This is a genomic window from Saccharothrix sp. ST-888 (assembly GCF_000955975.1).
Lineage (GTDB): Bacteria > Actinomycetota > Actinomycetes > Streptomycetales > Streptomycetaceae > Kitasatospora.
The window spans coordinates 1-367 of record NZ_JYJF01000523.1 but is presented as its reverse complement, the minus strand read 5'-3'; the positions used below and the strand labels follow the sequence as shown (position 1 = coordinate 367).

1 protein-coding gene is annotated in these 367 nt (G+C 73.6%); it reads left to right on the top strand.

All coding sequences use genetic code 11. The features are described from left to right. Positions 1–33 precede the first annotated feature (33 nt). Positions 34–367 (top strand): hypothetical protein (locus tag UK12_RS33670; protein WP_197085401.1); only part of this gene is annotated, 334 nt, incomplete at its 3' end.

Here is a 367-nt window from a genome sequence, read left to right as displayed (position 1 = left end):
GCGGCGACGGGGCCATGTCATACTCCGAGCACCATGACTGACAGCCAGGCGACCAGGGCTCTGCGGGCAGCGGTGTTCCCCGCGCTCGCCGTTACGCTGTCCGCGCTCGGCCAAGTCGTGATCACCGGGCGGCCGTTGCCGCTGAGCCTGGTGGCCGTCGCGACGGCGGCCGTGTTCCTGGCCGCCCGGCCCGCCTGCGGCGGCGAGCGGCGCCGACTGCACAGCTCGGCGGTCCTTGGACGGATCGGACTGCTGCTGAACACCGCCTTCAGCCTCGGCCAGGACGCCTGGGCCGCGCCCTCGCACGGCGCGGATCGGCTGGTCTGCGGCGGGAGTTCGGTCAGGGAGTCGTGCCTGACCACGAGCG